Here is a 16,032-nt window from a genome sequence, read left to right on the forward strand (position 1 = left end):
GATTGACCATGCGTTCGATTCTGCCGGCCCGCCGCCGCGCACTGCTGGCCCTGGCGGGCGCCTGCCTGACCGCCGTCCTGGGCATTGCACAGGCGGCTGAGCCGTTGAAGGTGGTGGCCAGCTTTTCCATCCTGGGCGACATCGTGCGGGAAGTGGGCGGCGCCGACATCAGCCTGACCACGCTGGTCGGCCCCGACGGCGACGCGCACGGCTACGAGCCCACGCCGGGTGATGCAAGGAAGCTGGCCGAGGCGCGCGTGCTGGTGGTGAACGGGCTGGATTTCGAGACCTGGCTGCCCAAGCTGACAAAGGCGTCCGGCTTCGCGGGACAGACGGTGACGGCGTCCCAGGGCGTCGCGCCGCGCAAGTTCGCGGGGCATGGCGAAGAGCATGACCATGGGCATAAGGACGACCACAAGGGCGACCATGACCACGACCACGATCACGACCACGACCACGAGCCGGGCCATCATCATCACCACGGCGACGCCGATCCGCATGCCTGGCAGAGCCTGGCCAACGGCGTGATCTACGCGCGCAATGTGGCCAACGGCCTGGCGGCCGCGGACCCCGCGCATGCGCAGGCCTACCGCCAACGCGCCGACACGTATATCGCCAAGCTGCAGGCGCTGGACGCCAGCGTGCGCAAAAGCTTCGATGCCATTGGCGCCGACCGGCGCAAGGTTGTGACCTCGCACGACGCGTTCGGTTATTTCGGCGACGCCTATGGCGTGACGTTCATCCCCGCGATGGGCGTGTCGACGGACGCCGAGCCGTCGGCGCGCGAGGTGGCCGCGATCATCGAACAGGTGCGGCGCGACAAGGTGCCGGCGGTGTTCGTCGAGAACATCAGCAGTCCCAAACTGGTCCAGCAGATTGCCCGCGAGACCGGCGCCAAGGTGGGTGGTACGCTCTACTCCGATGCCCTGTCCAAGCCCGGACAGCCGGGCGCCACCTATCTGGAAATGTTTGAATGGAACGCACGCCAGCTTGCCGCGGCCTTGCAACCCTGAGCGCCGTGGCGGCGCTGCTGACGGCGGGCGCCGCCAACGCGCACCCGCATATGTGGATCGACGCGCGCGCGCAGATCGATGTCGATGCCGAGCAGCGCATCACCGCCGTGCGGCAGGTGTGGCGGTTCGACGAAATGTTCGGCGCCTATGCGACGCAGGGCCTGAAAAAGGGCAAGGACGGATCCCTGCCCGCCGCGACGCTGCAAGGCATGGCGCAGGACTGGATGAAGGCGCTGGGCGAACCGATCTCCCACTACTTCACGCGGGTCACGGTCAACGGCAAGAGCGCGGCATTCGCCGCGCCGCGCGACGCCCGCGTCGACTGGAACCCCAAGACCACGCGGCTCACGCTGTCCTTCACGTTGCCGCTGGCCGAGCCCGTCGCGCCGGGCGCGGGCGGCGCGCAAGTGGACATCTACGACCCCACCTATTTCGTGGCCTACGCATTTGACGAGAAGGGCGCAGTGTCGCTGGGCGCACCGCAGGGCGCGGCCTGCACGGCCGACTATCGCAAGCCCAAGGAACTGGATTGGAAAACCATGCAGGAACTGGCCGCGATCCCGGCCGACCCGGACGCCTTGCCGGACGAACTTTTTGCCATCACCAAGGGGCTCACGCACCGCATCGAGGTGCGATGCCCGTAAGCCGGCCGCAACGCGCGCTGGCGGTCGTTCTGCTGCTGATGCTGGGCGGCATCTCGGCAGCCGCCGCGCAAGGCGCGCATCCGTTCGGCGTGCCCGAAAGCGGGGGCGGGCTGGCAGGGCCCGGCTGGCTGTCCAGCTTCTTTGGCAGCGTGTCCGTCTGGCAGTCGCACTTCTACCGGCAACTGACGGGCGCGGTGCGCGCCTGGCAGGCGGACGGCGGCGCGGCGTGGGCCCTGATGGGCCTGTCCTTTGCCTATGGCGTCTTTCATGCGCTGGGACCGGGCCACGGCAAGGCGGTGATCTCATCCTATGTGCTGGCCAACCGCCAGACGGCGCGCAACGGGGCGCTGCTGGCCTTGGCGTCGTCACTGATCCAGGCGCTGGTGGCGATTGTGATGGTGGCGGTGCTGGCGGTCGTGTTCAACGCCACCGCGGCCACCATGAACGAAGCCACGCGCTGGCTGGAGCTGGCTTCGTACGCGCTGGTAACGCTGTTGGGCGTGTGGCTGGTGTGGATCAAGGCGGTGAGACCGCTGCTGCGGCGGGCCGGCGCGCGTGGGCAGGCGCATGATCACGAACATGCGCATGATCACGAACACGCACAGGCACATGCACATGCACATGCATACGCGGAGGCCCACTCCCATCGTCACGGCCACGACCACAACGACCATCACCACGATCACGACTGCGGTTGCGGACACGCGCATGTGCCCGCGCCCGAGCAGGTCGCCGGTCCGCTGAACTGGCGGCGCGCGTGGTCCGCCATCCTGGCGGTGGGCCTGCGGCCGTGCAGCGGGGCGTTGATCGTGCTGGTGTTCGCGCTGTCCCAGGGCTTTTTCATGGCGGGCGTGGCGTCGGCGCTGGCGATGGGATTGGGCACGGGGCTGACCGTGGCGGCGCTGGCTTGCCTGGCTGTCGCCGCCGGGGGCGCCGCCACGCGCCTGGGCAGCCGCATGTCCAGCGCGGGCGCGGCATGGCTGCGTTATGGCATCGAGGCGCTGGCGGCGATTGCCGTGCTGTTGCTGGGGGTGATGCTGCTGGGCGGCATGGTCGCCGCGGGCGGCTAGCGGTCGATGACGGGCAACTCGCGGCGTGGCCCGCGGGTGTCAGGACTTGCGCCCGGCGCGTGGATGCGCCTGGTCGTAGGCCTTGGCCAGATGCTGGAAATCGAGCCGCGTGTAGATTTGCGTGGTCGAGATGTTGGAGTGTCCCAGCATCTCTTGCACGGCGCGCAGGTCCTGCGCGGACTGCAACACGTGGCTGGCAAAACTGTGGCGCAAGACGTGAGGATGCACATGCGTGGGCACCCCGGCCGTCTGCGCGATGCGTGCGAGCTGCAACTGCACCACGCGCGGCGAAATGCGGCGTCCGCGCGCGCCCAGAAACAGCGCGGCAGCGTCTTCGGGCAGCGGCGAGGGCGGCGCGAGCTGCGGACGCACCTCGATCCACTTGCGCAGCGCGGCCATGGCCTGCTGGCCCACCGGCACCGAGCGGCGCTTGCCGCCCTTGCCCAGCACCACGACCTCGGCCTCGTCCGGATTCAGCCAGCCGCGCGATTCGTAGTCGGCCGTGCGCGTGTAGCGCAGGTCCAATCCCACCAGCTCCGACAGACGCAATCCGCTGGAATACAGGAGTTCGAACATGGCTTGGTCGCGCAGGGCGGCCGGTTCGGTGGCGACCTGGGCCGGCGCGCTGTCCAGCAGGGCCTGGGTCTGCTCGACCGACAGCGCCTTGGGCAGGCCGCGGGGCGCCTTGGGTGCGCGCACGCCCGCGACGGGATTGCCAGCCAGCTCGGCGGCCGGCGCCCACCATTGGTAAAAGCCGCGCCAGGCCGCCAGCGTGCGCGCCAGACTGCGCGGGCCGCGGCCCTGCGCATGCAGGCGCGCCACGAATTGGCGGATGTGGCCGTTGCCGAGCTTGTCCAGCGGCAGGCCGGCCTTGTCGGCGAGTTCGCGCAAAAAGTGCAGTTCGCGCCGGTAGCCATCCAAGGTATGGGGCGAGTACCGGCGGTTGGTCTCCAGATGGCGCAGCCAGGCGCTCATCGGATCGGGCAGGGCGGGCGGATTGGCGTTCGGCTCGGTGTCGCGCATCGCGTTGTCCTTGTCCGCCCCGGCAGCCTTACGCCTTGGGCGAGGCCGGATTCAGCCGATGCAGCGCGGCCGACGCGAGCTGGGCGATCGACTCCAGGAACGTCGTGCCCATTTCGGGCGTGAAACGTTCGGGGTCGTCGGAGCCCAGCACCAAGAGGCCCACGGCCGGGCCGTCGGCTTCCAGGCGCAGGGGCACCAGTGCCAGCGACTTGGGCTTGGCGTCCAGCCAAGCTACCGCTTCGAAGGCGGTGTCCGTGCCGACATAAGGCGTCTTCAGGCTGTCGGTGAAGGTGCGCACGTCTTCGGAGACGGGCTCGCCGTAGCCTTGATTGGGCAATTCGGACAGGTTCCACAGGCGCAGCGCCACGTGGTTCAGTTCGAATTGCTCGGCCAGGCCCAGCGCAATTTCGCCCGGCACCAGCTGCGGATCGCATTCGGACAACAGGCGGCAGCACCACTTGGCCACGTGCGAACCGATGGTCTCGTTGGCGGAGGCGTTGCGCACCAGTTCATTCAGGCGCCATTCCAGTTCACGGGTGCGCTCGCGCAGCGTGAGGATCTGGCGTTCGCCCAGCGAGATGGCGCGCGAGCCGTGAGGGTGCGGCACCTGCAGGGTGGCGAAGACGTCGGCGTGTTCGTCGAAGAAACCGGGGTTTTCTTGCAGAAAGGCTGCGATGTCCTGGGCGGTGAAAGCGGTATCGGTCATAGGGATTATCGGTTCAGCGCCATGGAGAAGACGAGCTTGTCGATGTCGACCTGGCCCGTGAAGACGGATTCGGCCGGGCCGGTCATGCGCAGTTGTTCGCCGTTCCAGGCGACGGTCAGCACACCGCCGCGCGTTTGCACGCGCACGGGCGAATCGAGCAGGCCGCGGCGGATGCCGGCCGCGACTGCCGCGCAGGCGCCCGTGCCGCAGGCCAGCGTTTCGCCGGCGCCGCGTTCGAAGACGCGCAGGCGGATGTTGTGGCGGTCAACAACCTGCATGAAGCCGGCGTTGACGCGGCGGGCAAAGCGCGGATGGGTTTCGATCAGCGGGCCCAGCACGGCGACGGGTGCGGTGTCGACGTTCTCGACGACCTGAACGGCGTGCGGATTGGAGATGGCAACCGCCGACACGGCGACCACGCGCGGCAGGCCGGCGGGCGCGTCCAGGTCCAGTTCCCAGACGGTGTCCTGGCCCTGCGTGGCCGAAGGCAGGCCGGCGGTGTCAAAGGGCAGCGCGGCCGGGTCGAAACGGGTGCTGCCCATTTCGACGGTGACCTGCTCGTCGTCGCCTTCGTCCAGGACCAGGATGCCCGTGGCGATTTCCGCGCGCAGCGGGTTGCGGTCGGACAGGCCTTGCTCGTGCACGAAGCGCACGAAGCAGCGGGCGCCGTTGCCGCAGTGTTCGACCTCGCTGCCGTCGGAATTGAAAATGCGATAGCGGAAGTCGGCGTCCGGCCGCGTGGCGCGTTCGACCAGCAGGATCTGGTCGGCGCCGATGCCGAAGTGGCGGTCGCCGAGCGCGCGCGCGCGCTCGGGCGTCATCTCGATGGTTTGGCGAACGCCATCGAGCACAACGAAATCGTTGCCCGCGCCGTGCATTTTGGTGAAGTTCCAGTTCATCACCGGATTATCGCCCATTCTCGCGGCGCGGCGAGCGACGGCGGTCAGTACAGCTTGGGCTCGCCTTCGGGGCGGGTCTTGAAGCGGCGGTGGACCCAGTAATACTGGCTGGGGCAGCGGCGCACCCAGCTTTCGAGGTCGCGGTTCAGGCGCGCGGTGGCCGCTTCCAGGCTGTCGCTGCCGGGGAAGTCTTCAAGCGGCGGCAGCACGTCGACGTGGTACTTGCCGGTGTCCGGATTCCAGAATCCCACGATCGGCAGGACCGCGGCGTTCCATTTCTGGGCAAGCTGGGCCGTGGCGAGCAGCGTGGCGGCGGGCACGCCGAAGAACGGCACGAAGACCGAACCCTGCCGGCCGAAGTCCATGTCGGGCAGGTAGTAGACGGGGCGGGGCGCGCGCAGATGCCGGATGAGGTCGCGCACGCCGTCCTTGCGGCTGACGAGGAACACTTCATTGAAGCGCGCCCGCCCGGCGGCCACGACGGCGTCGATGTGCGGATCGCTTTGCGGCGTGTACATGGTGGCCGCGCTGGGCACTTCCATGGTGAGGCGGGTGGCGGCCGCGTCCAGCGCAATGAAGTGCGGCGCCAGCAGGATGACGGCGCGGCCTTCGGCGGTCAGCGCGTTGATGCGGTCGGCGCCCGTCTGCGTGACCATGTCCTTGATGGCGTCGGGCGTGCCGTACCAGAGCACGCCGCGGTCGACGATGGACTGCGCCAGCGCCCGGAAGTGGTCGGCCACCCATTGTTCGCGCACGGCCTCGGGCTGGTCGGGAAAGCACAGTTCCAGGTTGCGGCGCACGATGCGCGCGCGCGACTTGGCCAGCCGGGGCGCCAGCCAGCCCAGCACGGCGCCGATGCGCAGGCGCGTCGACGGCTTGATACGGCCGAACCATTTCAGCAGGGAGACCAGCGTGCGCGTTTTTTTATCGTTCATGGATGCGGAATGAGACCGGGCGGCGGGATCGGCGGAAAGGCTCAGGCGGCCGGGGACGGCGGTTCCGCGCCGGGCGCCGGGCTGGCGCCGCGCGGGGTCTTGTAGCGGTTGTAGCTCCAGAGATACTGGTCGGGGCAGCGGCGGATCAGCGTTTCCATTGCGGCGTTGATGAGCGCGGCCTGGGCCTCGGGCTCGGCCGGCAGCGGCTCGGGCACCCGGACGTAGTGGATGCGCCAGCCGCGGCCCTTGGGCAGGCGTTCGCCGGCGGTGAGGATGATGGGGACGTTGGTCTGCGACGCGAGCTTGCCGGGCAGTGTCATGGTGTAGGCCAGGCGTCCGAAGAAGGGCACCCACACGCCGTCGCCCACGCTGGGGGCCTGGTCGGGCAGCATGCCGACGGATTCGCCGCGGCGCAACGCGCGCACGAATTCGCGCACGCCCTGCATGTTGGCGGGCACCGCATTGACGGCCGAACTGTTGCGCGCCGTTTCCAGCAGCGGCGCCAGCGCTTGCTTGCGCGGGGGGCGGAACATCACCGTCATGGGCATCTGGCGGGCCAGATAGCGGGCGGTGATCTCGAAGCAGCCCAGGTGGGGGGTCAGAAAGAGAATGCCCCTGTTTTCGGCGCGGGCGGCGGCGACGACGTCGTCATCGTCCGAGACCACCTGCGCCAGGCTTTCCTGGTTGCGGAACCAGACGCGGGGATTTTCCAGGATCATCGCGCCGGCTTCGGCCGCCGCGCGCCGCGCGAACGCCGCGCCGGGGTAGCCGGCCTGCGCCGCATTGGCCTGCAGGCGCCGCCGGTATTTGCCCGGCAAGGCGTAGATGGCGCGTCCCGCGAACCGCCCGATCGCATGCGCGACGGGGAGCGGCAGGGCGGCAAAAAGTCGGAACAGGGGCAGCAACATGCTTCAAAAGGTTGAAATCGGGCAGGGTAATACCGCTGATCGAGGCATATGGATACACCCCGGCCGCAAGCATAAGAACGGCATTTTCGCTTAAAATGCGCCCAGTCGCCGAGTTAACCGACAACTTGCGGGGCGACGGCAAGGGCAAAGCGCTTAGCGCGGCCCGTGCCAAATCCGCTAAAGCGTCGCGCCCAGTTGGCATTGTCATGCAGACCGGGGTGCAACGCGCCTCGAGAACCTATGCGCCGGCAAGACCGGACACTAAGGACGCATCTGTGGCCAACAACGATTTTCTCTTTACTTCCGAATCCGTCTCCGAAGGGCACCCCGACAAGGTTGCCGATCAGATCTCCGATTCGATCCTCGACGCCATCTTCACGCAAGACCCGAACGCGCGTGTCGCAGCCGAAACGCTGTGCAACACCGGCCTGGTCGTGCTGGCTGGCGAAATCACCACCACCGCCAACGTCGACTACATCCAGGTCGCGCGCGATACGATCCGCCGCATCGGCTACGACAACACCGAGTACGGCATCGACTACAAGGGTTGCGCGGTGCTGGTCGCTTACGACAAGCAGTCGCCCGACATCGCGCAGGGCGTGGACCGCAGCTCGGAAGACTACCTGAACCAGGGCGCGGGCGACCAAGGCCTGATGTTCGGCTACGCCTGCGACGAAACCCCCGACCTGATGCCTGCCCCGATCTGGTACGCGCACCGCCTGGTGCAGCGCCAGAGCGAACTGCGCAAGGACGGCCGCCTTGGCTGGCTGCGCCCGGACGCCAAGTCGCAGGTCACGTTCCGCTACGTCGACGGCCGTCCCGCCGAAGTCGACACCGTCGTGCTGTCGACCCAGCATGCGCCGGAAGTCTCGCAAGAGACCATCCGCGAAGCGGTCATCGAAGACATCATCAAGCCTAGCTTCCCCGAAGGCCTGATCACGCCCAAGACCAAGTTCCTGGTCAACCCGACCGGCCGCTTCGTCATCGGCGGCCCGCAAGGCGATTGCGGCCTGACCGGCCGCAAGATCATCGTCGACACGTACGGCGGCGCTTGCCCGCACGGCGGCGGCGCGTTCTCGGGCAAGGATCCGTCCAAGGTCGACCGTTCGGCCGCCTACGCCGCCCGCTACGTGGCCAAGAACATCGTGGCCGCCGGTCTGGCGCGCCAGTGCCAGGTGCAGGTCAGCTACGCCATCGGCGTGGCCGAACCCATCAACATCACCGTCTACACGGAAGGCACGGGCGTCATCCCCGACGACCAGATCGCCAAGCTGGTGCGCGAGCACTTCGACCTGCGTCCGAAGGGCATCGTGAACATGCTGGACCTGCTGCGCCCGATCTACACCAAGACCGCCGCCTACGGCCACTTCGGCCGCTCCGAGCCCGAGTTCTCGTGGGAAGCCACGGACAAGGTCCAGGAACTGAAGAAGTCCGCCTGACGCCAACCGCTACCCCGGTTGAAAAAAGCGCCCGATCCGATCGGGCGCTTTTTCTTTTTCAGAGTCCCCAGGCCGACAGGTCCGGATGCCGCGGCACGGGCGACAGCACCGCTTCCAGCGCCGCCGCGCAATCGAGCAGCGCGGCATCGGCGCCCGCGGGCGCCAGCAATTGCACGGCGCTCGGCAAGCCCTGCGCGTCCAGGCCTGACGGCAGTGCGACCGCCGCCGCGCCCAGGAAGTTGGCCGGGCGCAGCAGCTTGCCCAGGCCGGCGTGGCGCGTGTCCTGCGCGTCCAGCGCCTGCGCGGCCTGATCGATCGCGGGCATGAGCAAGGCGTCGATGCCCTGCATGGCCTGCCCGAAGGCCGCCATGTCGGCCTGGCGGCGCGACAGCGCGGTCTCGTAGCTGGCCTGTGTGATCCGGCCGCCAGCGGCGATGCGCGCGCGCACCACGTCCCACAACGGCTGCGAAGGGTCTTCGGCCAGCGCGCCGAAATGCCGATAGGCCTCGTAGGCCAGCACCAGCGAGTTGTCGTCGGCCATGCGGGCAAAGGACAGCGACGCGGGCGGATGCCAGGCGGCGGGCGTATAGCCGGCCTGCGCCAGGCGTTGCTGCGCCGCGTGCCAGGCTTGCAGCGCCTCGTCGGTGAGCGGGGCGGGCCAGGACTGCGGCGCCAGCACGGCGACGGCGCCGGGCTTGCGGGGGGCGCTGTGCCGCAGGCTGGTGAAGCAGGTGGCGGGCAGCGCAAGCGTGGCGGCGTCATCGACGTCCGGCGCGGCCAGCAGTTGCGTAAGCAGACGCGCGTCGGCGACGGTGCGCGCGATCGGGCCCAGCACGTCCAGCGTTTCCGACAGCGGCAGGCAGCCGGCCCGGCTGATGAGACCGGAGGACGGCTTGTAGCCGACCACGCCGTTCAGCGCCGCCGGCGCGCGCACGGAGCCGCCCGTGTCGCCGCCCAGCGCGATCGGGGCCAGGCCCGCGGCCACGGCCACGCCCGCGCCGCTGGACGAACCGCCGGGCGCGCGCGCCACGGTGGCGTCCCACGGATTGCGGGCGGTGCCCTGCGTCGGGTTCTGCCCCGACAGCCCGAACGCGAATTCCGTCATGCGCGTCTTGCCCAGGATCACCATGCCCGCTGCCGCGAGCCCGCGAGCCGCGGCGGCGGTCTCGGTGCTGACAACGCCGGCGCGCGCCTGTGAGCCGCCGCTGACGACGGTGCCTTCCCACTGCACGCTGTCCTTGACCGCGACGGGCACGCCATGCAGGGGGCCAGCGCAAATGCCGGCGTCCAGCAGCCGGTCCGCCGCGTCGGCCTGGGCCAGCGCGCGCTCGGCCGTGACCACGCTGTAGGCCGCCAGCGCCGCGCCGCGTTCGATCCGGTCAAGGAAATGCAGGGTGAGATCGCGCGAACGCAGCTTGCGCTCGCGGATGGCGCGGGCAAGCTGGCGCGCATCCTGGAAATGCAGGTCGATGTCTTGGGCGGGCATAAGTCTCATCGAAAAGGAAAAAGCCTTCCGGTCCGCGGCGGGACCGGAAAGCGATGTGAGGGAAGGGCGCGAGAAGAGGACAGCCTATTTCAGGACCTGGCCCTTCGTCTCGGGCATGCGGATGAAGGTGATCAGCGTGATCACGGCGCCGGCCAGCACGTAATAGAAGAACCAGCGCTCCATGCCCTTGCTTTGCAGCCAGGTCAGCAGGTAGGGCGTGGTGCCGCCCAGCAGCGCGACGACCAGGTTGTACGGCGTGCCGATGCCGACGGCGCGCACGCTGGTGGGAAACTGTTCCGACATGATGGCGGGCGCAATCGCGGTGTACATGGCGTACAGCACCAGCCCGAACAGCTCGACCGCCAGGATCGAACCGAACGACGGCCCGAGCGTGGTCATGATCGGGTAGAAGAAGATCAGGTAGCCCGCGGCAAAGAAGATGAGCTGCGGCTTGCGGCCGATGCGGTCGGACAGCATGCCGAACAGCGGCTGCACCAGCATGAACACGATCAGCGCGACGGTGTTGGCCGCGAACGCGGTCTTGGGATCGGCGCCGACCTGCCGGATGGCGTAGGTGGGCACGTAGGCCACGAAGATGTAGAACGCGAACGTGGTGAGGACCGAGAAGCCGACGATGCGCAGCACTTCGCGCGGGTGGTCGCGCAGCAGCGTGCGCAGCGGCTGCTTTTCAACGCCAGCCTTCTTGGCATGCGAGAACGCTTCGGTTTCCGGAATGGCGCGGCGGATCCACATGCCGGCCAGGCCGCCCAGCGCGCCCAGCATGAACGGGATGCGCCAGCCCCACTCGGCCATGTCGGCCTTGGTTAGAACGGTGGTGAGGATCCAGCCCACGGCCGAGGCGGCCAGGATGCCGACCGCGGCGCTGAAGAACACGAAGCTGGAGTAGAAGCCGCGCTTGTTGGGCGGCGCCATTTCCGCCAGAAAGGTCGTGGCCGAGGCATACTCTCCGCCCAGCGACAGGCCTTGCAGCAGGCGCGCGGCGGTCAGCAGCAGGGGGGCGGCAATGCCGATGGTGGCGTAGGTGGGCGTGATGGCGATGATGAGCGAGCCGCCCGCCATCATGAGGATCGTCAGGCCCAGCGCAGCCTTGCGGCCATAGCGGTCCGAGAAGATACCCAGCACCCAGCCGCCGACGGGACGCATGAAAAAGCCCACCGCGAAGATGCCGAACGTCGCGAGCAGGGCGGTGGTTTCGTTGCCCGGCGGAAAGAACTGGCTGGAAAAGAAGATGGCGAACGACGCGTAGATGGTCCAATCGAACCATTCCACCGCATTGCCTACACTACCGGCCAGAATCGTGCGGCCGCGCGAAACGGGCGGGGCGCTTGCCCCTTGCGCCTGACGCAAGGTTGCGGATGTGCTGCTCATGACGTCCTCAAAGTGGGTTTTGTTTTTTGGTCAAATAGACCAATAAAATTTGTGTTTTTATCAATGCGCGAACGTTAGATTAATGAATATGGTCACGTCAAGTAAGGGTAATTCCCTAATCGGCGCGTTGGACGAGACGGATCTCGCGTGCCTCGTCGCGCTGCAGGCGCAGCCTCGTGCCTCCTGGCGGGAGCTGGGCGCGGCAACCGGCATCGCAGAGCGAACCGTCGCGCGGCGCATCAAGCGCCTGATGGATGCGGACGCGCTGCGCGTCATCGCGGAGCCGGATCCGCTGGCCACCGGGCGCGGCGTGGTGCTGCACGCGTGGGTGCGTTGCCGATCGGGCCGCGTGCCGGACGTGGCCGAGCGTCTGGCGCGGCTGGACATCAGTCAGCTCGTCGTGACGCTGGCCGGATCGGCCGACCTGATGGCCGAGCTGACGCTTGCCGACGCGGCCGACATGCCGGATGTGGTGACCCGCGTGCTGCCGTCCATCGATGGGGTCGAACACGTGGAGGCGCGGCTGGTGCTGCGGCCGTTCCGGCGCGCGGGCCAGTGGCGCATCCAGCCGCAGGCCGGCGGCGATGCGGACGCGCCGCGGCTGTCGCCGCCCGTGGCGTTGACGGATCCCGAGCAGCGCATGGTGTCGCACCTGATGCGCGACGGGCGCGCCAGCCTGGCGGAATTGGCCGAGCGCTCCGGCGTCAGCGAACCGACCGCGCATCGCCTGCTGCAGAACCTGGTGGAGCGCCGCGCGCTGAGCTTTCGCGTCGAAGTCGAGCCGGCGCTGGTGGGCTTTCCGGTGGAGGCGGTGATTTCCGTGCAGGTGCGGCCGCAGGCGGTCGACGCGCTGGCCGCGCATCTGGCGCTGGACCCCAACACGCGCTGCCTGTTCGGCACCAGCGGCGCCTCGCAGCTCTTCTGGCATGTGCTGTGCCGCGACAGCCTGCATCTGTGGGACGTGGTGACGCGCCGGCTGGGCGAACTGGACGGGGTGCTGAACAGCGAGGTGGGTGTGGTGATGCGCGCGCACAAGCGTTGCGGCATTGTGCGCGCGGGGGCGCGGCTGGATCCAGACGCGGCGTGACGGGGAGACGGCGGCGGGCGGGGCAGCCGCCTTGCTGCCGCCCCGCCGCCCCGCCGGTCAGGCGCCGAGGTACGCGCGGGCCAGCGCGCCGTCCTGCGCGATGTCGGCCGCAGCGCCGTGCGCTGCAACCCGGCCAGATTCCAGCACGTACGCGCGGTCGGCCAGCGACAGCGCCAGCGCGGCCATCTGATCCACCAGCAGGATCGTCATCGATTCCTTGCGCAGCCGGTCCAGCGCCTCGAACAGCTCGTCGATGATCTTGGGCGCCAAGCCCAGCGACGGCTCGTCCAGCAGCAGGATCACGGGCTTGGCCATCAGGCCGCGCGCAATCGCCAGCATCTGCTGTTCGCCGCCGGAAAGCAGTCCCGCGCGCTGGTGCAGCCGTTCGCGCAGGCGCGGAAAGCGCGTCAGCATTTCCTCGACGCGCGCCTCGCGGTCCTTCGGATGCAGGAAGGCGCCCAGGCGGATGTTGTCCAGCACGCTCAGCCCCGGAAATACCTGGCGGCCTTCAGGCACCAGCACCAGGCCGCGCGCGACGATGCGGTCGGCGGCCAGGCCGTGCAGCTCCTGGCCCTGCAGGTGCATGCCGCCCTGCGCGGGCCGGTGCAGCCCGGCCAGCGTGCGCATCAGCGTGGATTTGCCCGCGCCGTTCGCGCCCAACAGCGCCACCATCTCGCCCTGCCTGACCTGCAGATCGATGCCGTGCAGCACGGGGTTGGCGCCGTAGCCGGTTGTCAGGTTGCCCACGCCCAGCACCTCGGGCGGCAGCGCCTCGCCGGCCGGCCTGTGCCGCGCGGCCGGCGCACGGCGCGCGGCCTCGTCGCCCAGGTAGGCTTGCCGCACTTCGGGGGATTGCTGGATCTCGGCGACGCTGCCCTGCGCCAGTTCGCGCCCGGCGTCAATGGCCACGATGTGATCGGACACGCCCATCACCAGCGTCATGTCGTGCTCGACCAGCAGCACGCCCGCGCCAGCGTCGGCGATGCGCCGCAGCAGTCCGGCCAGCCGCGTCTTGTCCTCGCGCGAGAGGCCCGCCGCGGGTTCGTCCATCAGCAGCACGTCGGCGTCGGTGGCCAGCGCCCGCGCAATTTCCACCAGCCGCCGGTCCACGTGCGGCAGGTCGGCCGCGGCGATGTCCAGCGCGCCTTCGTAGCCGCAGAACGCGAGCAGGGCGCGCGCGCGTTCGCGCACGTCGGCCGCCAGGTACCGGTGCGAGGCCAGCAGCCCGCCCAGGCGGCCGCGCAACATACCCAGCGCGACGTTGTCCTCGACGCTCAATGTGTCGAAGAGCTGCGAGGTCTGGTAGGTGCGGGCGATGCCGCTGCGCGCTACGCGGTGGGCCGCCAGCGCGGCCAGCGGCGCCTCGCCCAGCTTCACGTTGCCGCTGGTCGGCTGGTAGTAGCCGCTCAACATGTTGATGACGGTGGACTTGCCCGCGCCGTTGGGGCCGATCAGCGCGGTCACGGCGCCGGGCGGCACGGTGAACGACACCGCCTGCACGGCGCGCACGCCGCCGAAGGTCATGGTGAGCGCGTCGGCATGCAGTGTGCGGCGGGCCCGCACGGACGTGGGCATGGCGCCGTGGCGGGGCGCCAGACCCTGCGTCTGCGCGCGCCGGCGCCAGCGCGCCAGCAGTCCGGCGGCGCCTTCGGGTGCGGCCCACAGCACCACCAGCAGGAAGGCGCCAAAGAACAGCAGGCGGTATTCCTCCAGGCTGGACAGCATTTCCGGCAGCAGGCCCACCACCACCGCGCCGAGCAGCGGTCCGGCCAGCGAGCCCGCGCCGCCGATCGTCACCGCCAGCACGAACAGGATGGACTGCATGAAATTGAAGTTGTGCGGCGTGATCATGCCGGTCAGCGGCGCATACAGGCCGCCCGCCAGCCCGACCACGGCGGCCGATACCATGAAGGCCACCGCCTTGACCGCCAGCGGATTGATGCCGATCGATTCGCTGGCCGTCTCGCTGTCCTTGACCGCGCGCATGGCCGCGCCCCATGTGCCGCGCGACAGCAGCGCATAGCCGATCAGCGCGGCAAACACCGCCACGATGGCCAGCATGGCCACGCCGCGGTCGCCGCCCAGGCTGCCGATGGCGGGCTGCACGATGCCCATCAGGCCGTTCTGGCCGCCGGTGAGGGCGCCGCCCTCGATCAGCGCGTGCTCCACGATGAAGCCGAAGGCAATCGTGATCATCGCCAGATAAGGGCCTTTCACGCGTAGCGCCGGTACCGCGAGCAGCAGGCCGAACGCGGCGCACACCAGCGCGGCGGCCGGCCACGCCAGCCAGAAGCTCCACCCGGCCTGGCCGGTCAGGATGGCGACCGTGTAGGCGCCGATCGCGTAAAAGCCCGCGTGGCCGAACGACATCTGGCCGGTCAGACCCAGAAGCACGTTCAGCCCGATGCCGGCCAGCGCCAGCAGCGCCACGTTGCCCAGCACGAAGACGTAGTAGCCGTTGACGGTGGCCGCCAGCATCAGGGCCACCGCGCCCAGCAGGGCGTACAGCGCCGGCGGCAGCCAGCGCATTGCGGATTGCGTGTTCATCAGACCTTCCTCACATCGGCGCGCCCGAACAGGCCATTGGGCAGCACGGCCAGCATGACGATCACCAGCGTGAAGCTGATGATCTGCGTGTACCCCGACCCCAGCGCCACGGTGATCAGCGCTTCGACCACGCCAAACAGGAGGCCCGCGATCATCACGCCCCACGCGCTGGTGATGCCGCCCAGGATGGCGACCACGTAGGCCTTCAGCCCGAACAGGGTGCCCATGTCCGCCGTCACGTTAAAGAGCGGGGCGACCAGCGCGCCGGCCACGCCCGCGAACAGCGTGGATACCGCGAAGGCGGCCATGATGGCGTGACGCACGGGGATGCCCATGAGCCGCGCGGCGTTCGGGTTCTGCACCACGGCAAGCAGCGCCACGCCCCAGCGGGTGCGGCGCGACAAGGTGTGCAGCGCCGCCGCCAGCGCCAGTCCGACCACCGGAATCAGCAGTTGCAGCGGGTAGATGCCCAGCCCCAGTCCGCCGATTTCAAGCGGCGCTTGCGCCAGCGGCGACGGCAGGCTGCGCGGCTCCTTGCCGAACGTGAACATGACCACGTTGTCCAGCACGATGCCCAGCGCCACGGTGGACATGAGCCACGCGTTCGAACCGCGGCTGGCAAACGGCCTGACCGCCAGCCGTTCCACGACCAGGCCGTAGAGCGCGCACAGTGCCAGGGCGAACACCAGCGCGATGGCCAGCGGCCAGCCCAGCGTCTGGGCGAACGTGTAGGTCAGCACGGCGCCCAGCATCATGGAGCTGCCCTGGGCAAAATTCACCGTGCCGGACACGGCGTAGGTCAGGTAAAAGCCCAGGGCCATCAGGCCGTACATGCTTCCAAGGCCCAGGCCGCTGACGATGGCGGACATCAACAACATGCGCGTCT

General features: G+C 69.0%; 14 protein-coding genes. 5 read left to right on the forward strand and 9 right to left on the reverse strand.

From position 1 onward, the window contains the following. Positions 1-8: 8 nt before the first annotated feature. From ASD87_RS23705 to ASD87_RS23715, 3 genes are read left to right on the forward strand one after another with little or no spacing between them, the layout of a single operon-like run. Positions 9-1,013 carry a metal ABC transporter solute-binding protein, Zn/Mn family gene (locus tag ASD87_RS23705; protein WP_056327256.1) on the forward strand — a complete coding sequence of 335 codons (1,005 nt, stop codon included), beginning with the start codon at positions 9-11 and terminating at the stop codon, positions 1,011-1,013. Beyond that, on the forward strand, positions 974-1,657 hold the full coding sequence (locus ASD87_RS23710) for a DUF1007 family protein (RefSeq protein WP_056327258.1): 684 nt from the start codon (positions 974-976) through the stop codon (positions 1,655-1,657). The genes ASD87_RS23705 and ASD87_RS23710 overlap by 40 nt, the downstream gene beginning before the upstream one ends. Further along, the gene (locus ASD87_RS23715; RefSeq protein ID WP_082586418.1) at positions 1,648-2,727 is read left to right on the forward strand and encodes a nickel/cobalt transporter; all 1,080 of its coding nucleotides are present in this window, start codon (positions 1,648-1,650) and stop codon (positions 2,725-2,727) included. Before ASD87_RS23710 ends, ASD87_RS23715 begins: the two co-directional genes overlap by 10 nt. A gap of 39 nt (positions 2,728-2,766) precedes the next feature. Here ASD87_RS23715 and xerC read toward each other — a convergent pair whose 3' ends face one another. Genes xerC through ASD87_RS23740 form a run of 5 tightly spaced genes read right to left on the reverse strand, consistent with a single transcriptional unit; the run spans position 2,767 to position 7,198 of the window. Further along, positions 2,767-3,750: a tyrosine recombinase XerC gene (gene xerC / locus ASD87_RS23720; RefSeq protein ID WP_056327260.1), complete on the reverse strand. Its 984-nt coding sequence runs from the start codon at positions 3,748-3,750 to the stop codon at positions 2,767-2,769. A gap of 28 nt (positions 3,751-3,778) precedes the next feature. Further along, the gene (locus ASD87_RS23725; RefSeq protein ID WP_056327261.1) at positions 3,779-4,456 is read right to left on the reverse strand and encodes a DUF484 family protein; all 678 of its coding nucleotides are present in this window, start codon (positions 4,454-4,456) and stop codon (positions 3,779-3,781) included. Positions 4,457-4,461: 5 nt separating this feature from the next. Then, on the reverse strand, positions 4,462-5,373 hold the full coding sequence (dapF, locus tag ASD87_RS23730) for a diaminopimelate epimerase (RefSeq protein WP_056327263.1): 912 nt from the start codon (positions 5,371-5,373) through the stop codon (positions 4,462-4,464). Between the two features lie 26 nt (positions 5,374-5,399). Beyond that, positions 5,400-6,290 (reverse strand): lysophospholipid acyltransferase family protein, encoded by an 891-nt coding sequence (locus tag ASD87_RS23735; protein WP_056327266.1) that lies wholly within the window; start codon positions 6,288-6,290, stop codon positions 5,400-5,402. A gap of 41 nt (positions 6,291-6,331) precedes the next feature. Further along, the gene (locus ASD87_RS23740) at positions 6,332-7,198 is read right to left on the reverse strand and encodes a lysophospholipid acyltransferase family protein (RefSeq protein ID WP_056327268.1); all 867 of its coding nucleotides are present in this window, start codon (positions 7,196-7,198) and stop codon (positions 6,332-6,334) included. A 275-nt stretch (positions 7,199-7,473) separates the two neighbouring features. Between ASD87_RS23740 and metK the strand changes: the two genes are divergently transcribed. Next, positions 7,474-8,637, forward strand: coding sequence for a methionine adenosyltransferase (gene metK / locus ASD87_RS23745; protein ID WP_056327270.1), 1,164 nt, complete (start codon positions 7,474-7,476; stop codon positions 8,635-8,637). Between the two features lie 58 nt (positions 8,638-8,695). Here metK and ASD87_RS23750 read toward each other — a convergent pair whose 3' ends face one another. Together ASD87_RS23750 and ASD87_RS23755 are read right to left on the reverse strand one after the other, a co-directional pair. Next, complete coding sequence (locus ASD87_RS23750) at positions 8,696-10,123, reverse strand: amidase (protein WP_056327272.1); 1,428 nt, start codon at positions 10,121-10,123, stop codon at positions 8,696-8,698. Between the two features lie 84 nt (positions 10,124-10,207). Then, positions 10,208-11,512, reverse strand: coding sequence for an MFS transporter (locus tag ASD87_RS23755; RefSeq protein WP_056327274.1), 1,305 nt, complete (start codon positions 11,510-11,512; stop codon positions 10,208-10,210). 82 nt (positions 11,513-11,594) lie between these two features. Here ASD87_RS23755 and ASD87_RS23760 point away from each other — a divergent pair, with 82 nt between their 5' ends. Continuing rightward, positions 11,595-12,599, forward strand: a complete 1,005-nt coding sequence (locus tag ASD87_RS23760; protein WP_056327276.1) for an Lrp/AsnC family transcriptional regulator — start codon at positions 11,595-11,597, stop codon at positions 12,597-12,599. A gap of 57 nt (positions 12,600-12,656) precedes the next feature. On the opposite strand, the gene ASD87_RS23765 is transcribed toward ASD87_RS23760, so the two are convergent. Beyond that, positions 12,657-15,146 carry a branched-chain amino acid ABC transporter ATP-binding protein/permease gene (locus tag ASD87_RS23765; RefSeq protein ID WP_056327278.1) on the reverse strand — a complete coding sequence of 830 codons (2,490 nt, stop codon included), beginning with the start codon at positions 15,144-15,146 and terminating at the stop codon, positions 12,657-12,659. Further along, the gene (locus tag ASD87_RS23770; protein WP_056327280.1) at positions 15,146-16,024 is read right to left on the reverse strand and encodes a branched-chain amino acid ABC transporter permease; all 879 of its coding nucleotides are present in this window, start codon (positions 16,022-16,024) and stop codon (positions 15,146-15,148) included. The genes ASD87_RS23765 and ASD87_RS23770 overlap by 1 nt, the downstream gene beginning before the upstream one ends. Between the last annotated feature and the right edge of the window lie 8 nt (positions 16,025-16,032).

The organism is Achromobacter sp. Root170, from assembly GCF_001428165.1.
Taxonomy (GTDB): domain Bacteria; phylum Pseudomonadota; class Gammaproteobacteria; order Burkholderiales; family Burkholderiaceae_B; genus Achromobacter; species Achromobacter mucicolens.

Excerpts from the sequence above, each read along its gene's own strand:
- ASD87_RS23765 (WP_056327278.1), bottom strand. The coding sequence starts at position 15,146 with ATGAACACGCAATCCGCAATGCGCTGGCTGCCGCCGGCGCTGTACGCC.
- ASD87_RS23740 (WP_056327268.1), bottom strand. The coding sequence starts at position 7,198 with ATGTTGCTGCCCCTGTTCCGACTTTTTGCCGCCCTGCCGCTCCCCGTC.
- ASD87_RS23755 (WP_056327274.1), bottom strand. The coding sequence starts at position 11,512 with ATGAGCAGCACATCCGCAACCTTGCGTCAGGCGCAAGGGGCAAGCGCC.
- ASD87_RS23715 (WP_082586418.1), top strand. The coding sequence starts at position 1,648 with ATGCCCGTAAGCCGGCCGCAACGCGCGCTGGCGGTCGTTCTGCTGCTG.
- ASD87_RS23735 (WP_056327266.1), bottom strand. The coding sequence starts at position 6,290 with ATGAACGATAAAAAAACGCGCACGCTGGTCTCCCTGCTGAAATGGTTC.
- ASD87_RS23770 (WP_056327280.1), bottom strand. The coding sequence starts at position 16,024 with ATGTTGTTGATGTCCGCCATCGTCAGCGGCCTGGGCCTTGGAAGCATG.
- ASD87_RS23710 (WP_056327258.1), top strand. The coding sequence starts at position 974 with ATGGAACGCACGCCAGCTTGCCGCGGCCTTGCAACCCTGAGCGCCGTG.
- ASD87_RS23705 (WP_056327256.1), top strand. The coding sequence starts at position 9 with ATGCGTTCGATTCTGCCGGCCCGCCGCCGCGCACTGCTGGCCCTGGCG.
- ASD87_RS23725 (WP_056327261.1), bottom strand. The coding sequence starts at position 4,456 with ATGACCGATACCGCTTTCACCGCCCAGGACATCGCAGCCTTTCTGCAA.
- dapF (WP_056327263.1), bottom strand. The coding sequence starts at position 5,373 with ATGGGCGATAATCCGGTGATGAACTGGAACTTCACCAAAATGCACGGC.
- ASD87_RS23760 (WP_056327276.1), top strand. The coding sequence starts at position 11,595 with ATGAATATGGTCACGTCAAGTAAGGGTAATTCCCTAATCGGCGCGTTG.
- xerC (WP_056327260.1), bottom strand. The coding sequence starts at position 3,750 with ATGCGCGACACCGAGCCGAACGCCAATCCGCCCGCCCTGCCCGATCCG.
- ASD87_RS23750 (WP_056327272.1), bottom strand. The coding sequence starts at position 10,123 with ATGCCCGCCCAAGACATCGACCTGCATTTCCAGGATGCGCGCCAGCTT.